The 9103-nt window shown below is 47.5% G+C and carries 5 protein-coding genes; 3 read left to right on the top strand and 2 right to left on the bottom strand.

Annotation, left to right across the window (positions count from 1 at the left end; all coding sequences use genetic code 11):
* Nucleotides 1-2251: 2251 nt before the first annotated feature.
* A complete protein-coding gene (locus U2F10_RS21990; protein ID WP_499873305.1) occupies nt 2252-2986 on the top strand; it encodes a hypothetical protein in 735 nt (244 codons plus the stop codon).
* Between the two features lie 289 nt (nt 2987-3275).
* Here U2F10_RS21990 and U2F10_RS21985 read toward each other — a convergent pair whose 3' ends face one another.
* Nucleotides 3276-4940, bottom strand: coding sequence for a GMC family oxidoreductase (locus U2F10_RS21985; protein ID WP_499873304.1), 1665 nt, complete (start codon nt 4938-4940; stop codon nt 3276-3278).
* 459 nt (nt 4941-5399) lie between these two features.
* On the opposite strand from U2F10_RS21985, the gene U2F10_RS21980 reads away from it, so the two are divergent.
* Complete coding sequence (locus U2F10_RS21980; RefSeq protein WP_499873303.1) at nt 5400-5858, top strand: hypothetical protein; 459 nt, start codon at nt 5400-5402, stop codon at nt 5856-5858.
* A 258-nt stretch (nt 5859-6116) separates the two neighbouring features.
* Here U2F10_RS21980 and U2F10_RS21975 read toward each other — a convergent pair whose 3' ends face one another.
* Nucleotides 6117-8267 carry an NACHT domain-containing protein gene (locus U2F10_RS21975; RefSeq protein WP_499873302.1) on the bottom strand — a complete coding sequence of 717 codons (2151 nt, stop codon included), beginning with the start codon at nt 8265-8267 and terminating at the stop codon, nt 6117-6119.
* 352 nt (nt 8268-8619) lie between these two features.
* On the opposite strand from U2F10_RS21975, the gene U2F10_RS21970 reads away from it, so the two are divergent.
* The gene (locus U2F10_RS21970; RefSeq protein ID WP_499873301.1) at nt 8620-9069 is read left to right on the top strand and encodes an META domain-containing protein; all 450 of its coding nucleotides are present in this window, start codon (nt 8620-8622) and stop codon (nt 9067-9069) included.
* Nucleotides 9070-9103: the final 34 nt, after the last annotated feature.

Genomic DNA, 9103 nt, shown 5'->3' with positions numbered 1-9103 from the left:
CCGTGGTAAGGCCAGTAATGCAGTAAGGCGTCAGAAAGGCAAAAGTAAGGGTCTCAGTAAGGATTCCTTACACCTCCCATTACACATGCATTACCCGGATCGGGCCATTTCCTTACTGGAGAGGGGTGATTCCTTACACCGCTGATGTAATATACATTACCGCCTTACCAGGGGGAAGGAAGGAGGGTGAGAGGGTTACTGATAGAAACTAGAGGTTTGTAGGGATATTTATTAGTAAGAAATAAGAGGTTTAGCTATTGATAAATAGGGCTATAAAATTGGAAATCATTGTTGATCGTGAGCAGGCAGGCAGAAAGGCCAGGGGCAGCCATTTCAGATACTTGTTTTGGGTAAGTCGCTACCAAGAAGATGTAGCAACGTAAGGCAGAAAGTGTAATGTGAGGGTTGCCCATCCTCATCCCCATCTCAGCCAATACGTCTCACACAGGAACAGCAACTGGCCTTGCTCGATTGGCACCCTATCTTCATCACCTGGTGTCCTCATTTCGAAATGCCGATCACTCAACCGCCAACCTCAACCGCCAAGAGTGCACCTGCAATTACATCCATTGTCCTTAATCCTTCTGCCCTCGAAAAATACACGGGTCAAGGCGAAAGTAAAGAAAATTAAATACAGTTCGCTGAAATTTGCCCCTTGGCAGCCATTGGCTCTGCATCTTGTAAATATGCCCCTTTCGAGGGAATACAGAATTCCTCATTTAAGGGCACTCTAGGCACAGAGGGCAGACATACTGCTTCTTCATGCTATGAGTAACGTCCTATAACAAAGCAACCCTCGGTGCCTGACGCATCGGGGGTTATTTAATGAGGGGAGTCTGCAGCTGATGTGCTCGCCTAGATACCCATCAATCATCAATCCATCAGGGTAAGCGTGATCTGGGAATGACTTTAGATGCTCACCCACACAGACAACGCTCCTCGCACCATCATCACTCGCAACAACGGGATTCTAAAAAGTAATAACTACTGGATGGATGAGGCGATAGTTTTTCATCACTCCTTTCAACTTTCATATATTTTTTAGGGAAGTTTCCAAAAGAAAACCATCACTCTCCCAAAGAAGGTGGTGTAGTGATCAAATAATAATTACGACACTAAAAAAGTTTAGTAAGGATTTTTCACGAATAAATTTTTGTACTTTTTCCAACGAAGTAACAGGCGTTACCGCCACTGTTACCGCATCTGTTACTTGGGACAAAAGTGTTACACCCACTGTCGCTTGGTCGTTACCGCCTGTTACTGAGGCGTTACTGGAGTAACAGGGGATTTTTTTACGACGCTCGACTGTTACGACCCCTGTCGCTTGGTCGTTACGGCGTTACCGAAACGCGAAAAACAGGCCAAAATCCCAAAACACAGTAACGCTCCAGTAACAGTCCAGTAACACGTTTTTGATGTCCGTGTTACCGGACTGTTACGATGCTGTCGCTATTGCGTTACGGCGTTCGGTAACGTCTGATACAAATGAAGGTGAAGTGTTACGATGCTGTCGCTATTGCGTTACGGCGTTACCAGGCAGGGAAAGTGGAGGTAAAAGGGTTTCTGATAGAAACTTTGGGATTGTAGGGGTATTTATTATTAGGAATTAGAGATATCAGGAAGTAATAAATAGGGGTTTATTTGTGAGAATTCTATTAGAAATTAGTAGAAAAGTTGAGAGAAGAAAGAGTGAATCTCAGGGCTATTTGTATATTTTGCTACTAAATCAGGGTGGCGATGCCAGGCAGCAAAAGGTTACCTAAGGGGGTACCTAAAAGGGCACCTAAGGGGGTACCTCATGGTGATCTAAAGGTGATCGCACGGGTTCCTCAAGATGATCGCATAGGTCAAGATGATCGCATGGGTACCTCAGAAATATCCCAGAGATATCTAAAAGGACCCTCGGAGGACCCTCAGAGGACCCTCGGATAACTTTTGGGCGACCACTGGGCGACCCGTGGGCGACCCTCGGATAACTTTTTCTGAAATGTGAGCCGTATTTGAGTGTGATGTGACAGTCAGTGTGCCAGCCATGGGGGTGTGAGTCACCCTTTGTCTACCCAGGGTCGTTGAAGCCGTCAAAGGTAAAACGCGATCTCAACCCTTCCACCCCTCCAAGCTCTTCAATCGATCGCAACCCTTCAAGTCTCAGGGTGTTATCCAGAAAATTTCTGGGCGATATGCTTATAGGTGTTTATCCAGAAAGTTTCCGTAGATTAAGCAGTTATGCTGCAAAGTCGTCGCTCAACCAATGAATCAAGTGTCCGAACTCCCGCAGATCGTCATCGGTATTCCCGGTGCATGGACCGACCGCTCCGACATTGTCACGGCCATCGCCAAGAACAGCGGCGGATATCTCTACGCCGGAATGCTCCTGATGCACATCGACACAAAGTGGTCGTGTACTCTAGAGATTTATGATCGAGATCCTGAACTGCGTGGGGCGTTTGAAATCGCAGGCGGTGGCAGGTTATCCGAAGCTGAACTTATCGCCATTGAACAGCACACGCACACGATCTACCTCAGCGTAGATGGGGGGTCGTTCGATAGTGCGCGTAACCTTATGCACGCCGCGAAAGCGTTGCTCAATTGCGGCGGAATCGCTGTCAAAATCGAATCAACAGGGATTGCCCATTCGCCTGCTCGATGGACCGAATGGGCAGATGATGAATTGCCGCTTGCCGTCATGAATGCATTCGTCACGTACGTTGGGGGTGATGGGACGTTCTACTCTTGCGGCATGCACAGTATCGGACACCGTGACGCTGTTGTAACCGCAGATATCGCTTCCAACGATGCGGCACATCTGCTTCACCAGTTTTTGCGGTACATCGCATTTGAAGATCCATCGATTCACGACAACGAGACATTCAGCGTTGATGCAACCGCCCCAAGATATCGCGTGTGCCAATCGCCTTGCACCATGTTTCCGTCGGATGATCTGTTCCACAATCCGTATGGTGTGTGGCTATTGTCTCCCGTATAGGACAACTCAGGCTAACAATTGCGTGAACCGGAGCGGCGAATCCGGCGGAATCTGAAATCAACGCGCAACGTCGCCGCCCGATTACGCAGTCGTTATGCGCTGTCAGTGATGACCACGAAGGAAGTCGTTCTCTTAAAGAATGAGATAGAAGTTTGCCATGAATCCTAAGATCGAGTCGAAAGGGCCGATGCACTTCGTCGGAAACAGACACAAATAAGCACAACGCCTTTAATGCAAGGCCTAATTCTGCCAATGTATTTTGTGTGTAGCGGAAGTGCTGCTGACTCTCTTAGCCCAAATGGTTCGATAGTCTTAAAGCTAACCCCGCAAGAGCACGGACAGGATTTGCTGCAGTGCTGATGGGCATGACAGACATATCGCAAACATACAGGCCAGTGGTGCCTCGGATTTTGAGGTCTTCATCGACAACCGACTGATCATTGAAGTCAGCGTTACGGTTTGCTTTCCATGGCATTCGCAAGGTGCCGCAGGCGTGATGTACGGTGCCCCAACCAAAAGGCCATTGCTTGCCATCGTCACTACCATAATCACCGGTCATAACGTCCACATCATTGAATTCTGCGAAAACACGATTTCTCGTTTGATTGAGTAGATCGAAAAACTCATGCTGTCCTTTTCGCCAGCCCGCGAGAGCCGGGAATCGAGACTGCAACAAATCATCCAGCACTGAAAACCGTTTGAAGCGAATGTCTGGGGTATAGCCATCATTCGCGTGCGAGAGAATACCGTTCTCATCATCCAAGCAATTGGCAAAGCTGAACTTGATGTCTATACGAGTTTTGCTGGTATCATCGACAACGGGTTCAGCAGAGGGATCGTTGTTTCTCAAGTGCCAGTATTCGTGATTAATATTCATTTCGATATTGAAGGGAAAGCTCACATGCCCGTTGGCGTCAAGGTTGCCGCGTGAGTAAAAGATGATCTTGGCGTGATCGCGGCGACTAAGCGCAACACTGCCTAGTGACGAAACATACGCCTGAGACTCTCCGGTAACGGGATGATCTGTTAGGCCAAAGCCGACCAGCTGTTTAATGTTATCGGGCATACTTTGATAAACCGCCGAGCGATTGACCAGCTTAGGACTTTCCGTAGAACCCGCAGCAATCACGACTTTAGGCGAATAAAAACTCGTTTGTTCTCCGGTGATAGTGTCGGTAGTTTTAACTTCATACCAGTCAAAGGGGACACTGTTGATAGCTTCGACAAAGCTGTTGAGCTTGATGAAGAGTCCTGGCCCATCGAGGTTGACGTCTGGTGTGGTTAAGCCGACCTGATTAATGAGTAGTTCAGCTGTGTTAAACACACCCGTCGGCTCTACAAAAAGCTGATCACGCGGTGTACCATCAGGGTTGAGATAGGGCTGGTGCAGAGCACGAGGTGCCTCCTCTATTACGAAGTCATCATTCAGAGAACTGTTTTGGAAATGGTTCACCACGTCTTGAGCTTTTTTGCCTAGTGAGATGGACTCATTCATCCGGTCAGCGGCTAAGCTAAAGTACTCTGCCTTCAAAGCCTGACGAACGGTATCGGGAAAGAATTCCAGTTCCCAGCTTTGAGGTTCTGGAATCAAGCCGGACCAGAAAATGGACCGTCCACCAAAAGCGAATTGGGGCATTTCACCGATGAAATGGAAGTCGCTTTGAGGCTGCTTAAAGTTATCGACTCCAAAATGTCTAGCCACAGAAGCGTTGGGGATCCGGCTGATATTGTAGACATGTGTTGGATAGACGAATGACCCCGCATCCAATATCAAAATGCGATGACGTTGCCCCAGGCGGTCTGCCAAATCATCGGCCAAGATGCCGCCACCCATTCCAGAACCAATGATAATGAAGTCAAAATCTTTATTGGTACCGTCGTAGTCTCGGATCAGACGGGTGTGGGCTTGAGGCTTTTCGACAACCAAATTGGCATAGTTGTTCTGAAATGGCATTGATTCTGTCCCAACTAACGACGACTTGTGATGTTCTACATAACAAGTAAGATGGAACTTCTTAGTTGGACAGTACCCCTATGGGTGATTTTTCAATGTGATCGCAGCCTAACTATCTGGTTGCACCCAATAGCGTAGAAAATTCTGGTCAGGATTGAACGGTAAATAAAAATGGGTGAACCAGTCCGTTAATTTCAAATTAATTAGCTGGCCCGCGACGCAACGATTCAGCATAGAGCCCCCACGGTAAACGACCGAGCAATATCGACAGCCATACCGACCGACTCAAATTCCGCCAAACACCCCTGTGACCCCCATCACCAAACTTACTCAGCCAATCTCAGAAACCCCTTAAGCAACCTTCAGGTATCGATCAGATAGCGTTCAGGTAGTCCCGGCATTCTTGTAATCAATGAAGCAAGTAAACACACTTCACTGATTCATCAAGGAGCTTTAACCATGAAACGCACACTTCTTTCCGCCTTAACTGTTCTCGTTGCTTCCGCTGCGATCTCACCCGTTGCCTCCGCTGTTGAGCCTGCTAACTTCAATATCCAAGAAGCCCGCCTCGAAGCCCTCGACCGCCGCACTAAGAATTCCGTCCACAAACTACGCCTTGAGCACCTCAACAACCAGACCAAGGCTATCGAAGATATTCAAGCTGCTCGGCTAGACGCTCTTGATGCTCGTAGCAAAGCCGTTGAAAACATCCAAGAGACTCGCCTGGATGCTCTGGATGCTCGCACCAAGAACAGTGTTCACAAGCTACGCCTTGAACACTTTAACAACCAGACCAAAGCCGTTGAGGATATTCAAGCCGCTCGTTTAGAAGCGTTGGATGCTCGGACTAAGGCTGTTGATAACATCCAGGAAGCACGCTTAGACGCACTGGATGCTCGGACTAAATCCGTCCGCTAACAGATCGCTGAGCTGTTGCGGTCCTCAGGTGAACAAGCTTGGGTGCCCGGTGCAGACTCCGTAATCTGTGAAAGGCTTCATTCCCAGGGCACCCTTTTTCCCCTCAGATCCTTAGACTCTCCCTACCCTACACACACACACTCCAAGCCTCTGCCGATTGGTGGGGGCTTTTTTATGGGAGGGGAGCCTCAATCTGATAGTCAGTAGAGTGCGAATGAACCACACTTGTACTCGCACTCGCCCGCATCGATTGGGATCTCAGCTGAGTTGGCCATCCGCATCATCGCTGGCCCCCTCGCCTTGAGGAGCCAACAATCTGGCCTCAATCGCTTCCCATTCCTTACGAGAAACCCGAACAGCTGCATTTTTGCAATCGATGATCAGCTTGACGGAGTAGAGGTATTTTTCTAGGGCTTGGGCTTCTTCAAGTGAGAAGGTTACTAGTTCTTCGTTTAAGTGGAAGAAGGTTAAATATGTTGTGAGTAGCTTATTAGCAAAAGCCTGCCACTCATTAGATGTAGCTTCATTGGAAGGAATTTGTTCTTTGAGGTTTTCCAGCTTATTTGAAAGTGCTTCATAATCAATGGCGCTAACAATGGGTGTGGTGTTGTGGTTGGCGATGACACTGGCAATGACACTGGCGTTGGGGATAGCGATGCTTATGTTGCTATGGATGGCGTTGTAAATGTCCTTGGCCCTAGCGATGACAATAGTATTGGGGATTGCACTGGCTATGGCTAAGACGATGGCTTTGGTACTGGAGATGCCGATCTTGATGCGGATGGCGCTGGCAAAGATGATGGCAGATTTTAATAGTAGAGCCTTTAAGGCTAGTAGGATGTTGCTAGGCTGTGTCTCATCGCTTAGAGTTATTACCCATTGCAACAATCCTTGTAACTTTAGTGAGCTGATAAAAACATTTGCTTGCTGCTCCATTAATAGCCAAAGTTCTTGACTTCGCTCTTCTAATAACCCTGATACCAACAGAAATACTTCTCGCCAGTGATCATCTGTTAAATGCGCCGCAACCAGTTTCTGCATCAGGTTTTTTTGACTGATATATCGCGCCGTGAGGTATTCCTGAAGCGTCAAATGGGAAAACGAGTAGGCATTTGCAGCTCTTTCTACTAATATCCCCTGCTGTACTTCAATTGCCTTGAGAACATTGGCTCCATCAAGATGTTTTGGGGCATCTAAGGTGTCAGCAAGAAATGCCGTAATCCGTTCAGTAATAGTTTGCTCTGAGAAAAAGAGCTGATCTTTATTGAAGCTTTGATAAGCTATCTCGGATAACAATACCTTCTCTAGACCAGCATGGAAGCCTTGATAAATGGGGTCTTGCTTAATCCGCTTCTCAGCTGCCCAATCCTCTAGCAAGATATCGAGTGCTTTTCCATATAGGTCGCTGCGTACAGGAGGCAATGACTGAGAGCGGTCATAAACCAAACACAAGAATGTAAGCAACAATGGGGTCTGGGCCAATTCTTTAGCAGACTTGTTCTCAGGTTGTTCTATTAGCTTCCAGAATTCCTTAGCAGTGCCCGATTCTACATCAAGCTCTGAACTAAACCAACGATGAACAAACTGTTCAATTTGCTCGTCGTCGAATTCAGCCATCGTGACATCAGCAAACCGATTAAACCCGCCTTTGTAGGCAGCAATACGGCACGAGGTAACGAAACGGTTCTGACTATGCCGGTCGCAGAAGTTTCTAATCTGCTCAATGACACCATCTACTTGCTTAGAAGGAACCTCGTCCAGACCATCCAGCAAAATCAGCATCTTGCCGTCTGAGAGCATTGACTCAACCAGGCTTTCGGCATATGGAAAACCACTAATTTCCAGTTCTTTAGCGATCGCCTGCTGCAGGCTCATCTCTTCACTTTTGAAAGATTTAAGCTCGATGCAAATCGGGACTACGTCATGAGCCAGCCGTTTTTCCAGAGCTTCTAATCCAAGCTTTCGCAGGAAGGTACTTTTGCCGACACCTGGTCCACCCAGCACCATTAAGTACTGCTCGTTATTGGCAGCGGTTAGCCCATCCTGCCGTTCATCTTCACCAACCCTGAAACGACGATTACCCGCTTGCCGATAGAGTTCTTCCAGATTATCCAAGGTTGAAAAATACTTGAGGTCTGAATCCCTAAGGAATTTAACGGCAGTATAAATCGTGTCCAGGGGCATTCCCTCTTTCATCAGGCCGGGAAGCACCTTGATATTGCAATGGCGATCCAAATAGTTCTGGTGATACTTGGCAGAGGCTTGTGCGATCGCACGTTGAGCGTTGATACGTTCTTGCTTTAGCTCAGTGTCCTTGAGCCCCTCATGGTATTGGGACTTTAGGGAGTTCCAGGTGGTATCAAAGATGGGGCCGATGATTCCATTGATAACGTCACCGAGCATGGCCATAGCTTTTGCCTTTACCTTTTACCTGCAATCATCTTGGACCACTTTGGATTACAGTTTAATGGCTGCTGATAGCTATGGCGAGGCGAGGTTGGGGAATGCGGTGCCAATGTCAAGACGTATCGCGGCAGGAATTGAGAATCTAAACACGGTTTGAAGTACAGGAAACATTACACCCGTTTTTCAGCATCATGCCGATAGCTCATGATGTTCTTTCCAACCTAAGACGTTTGGTTAGGGTGGGTGGCGCTAAGTAACACCTCCCTTCTCACTCTTGAGCTTTGCCAGAATGTAAGTGAAAGTTGTATACGATATACAACTTTCACAAGGCATGTCATCAATAAGGAGATCAGCCATGAAAGCTCCTCTAACTTATATTATTTCCCTGGCGATTGTTATCCCGTTACCAATATCGCCAGCAACAGCGGTTGCCCAAGCCGTTAAACAGCTTGCTGACAATCCGTTTACGGATAAAGTTTGGCAGCTTCAGGAAGTTGTCTACAGCAACGATGAATCTATCACCATTCAAGATCCTTCTAGATACACCCTGGATTTCAGGTCAAACGGACAAATAGGGGTACTTGCCGACTGTAACTTTGGCGGAGGTAGTTACAGTTACGATAACGATCGGTTGACTATCAATCTAAACGGGATGACTCGGGCAGGTTGTTCTGATCACTACTCATATGAGTATTCGTCCGATCTGCACAGCGTTGAGAGCTTCGATATTAATGATGGCAGGTTGTATCTAAACTTGCGAGATGTCAGGGGAGTCCTTGTCTTTGAGCCAGACCCATCGTTCTAACTACGTTGACTCTCTACCTCTGGCTAATCCCTAT

The organism is Leptothoe sp. EHU-05/26/07-4, assembly GCF_043421015.1.
GTDB lineage: Bacteria > Cyanobacteriota > Cyanobacteriia > Phormidesmidales > Phormidesmidaceae > Leptothoe > Leptothoe turfae.
This window is presented reverse-complemented; position numbering and strand designations above follow the sequence as displayed.

What these genes read in the sequence shown, in the direction of transcription:
- U2F10_RS21990 (WP_499873305.1), top strand. Translation starts at nt 2,252, where the DNA reads ATGAATCAAGTGTCCGAACTCCCGCAGATCGTCATCGGTATTCCCGGT.
- U2F10_RS21980 (WP_499873303.1), top strand. Translation starts at nt 5,400, where the DNA reads ATGAAACGCACACTTCTTTCCGCCTTAACTGTTCTCGTTGCTTCCGCT.
- U2F10_RS21975 (WP_499873302.1), bottom strand. Translation starts at nt 8,267, where the DNA reads ATGGCCATGCTCGGTGACGTTATCAATGGAATCATCGGCCCCATCTTT.
- U2F10_RS21970 (WP_499873301.1), top strand. Translation starts at nt 8,620, where the DNA reads ATGAAAGCTCCTCTAACTTATATTATTTCCCTGGCGATTGTTATCCCG.
- U2F10_RS21985 (WP_499873304.1), bottom strand. Translation starts at nt 4,940, where the DNA reads ATGCCATTTCAGAACAACTATGCCAATTTGGTTGTCGAAAAGCCTCAA.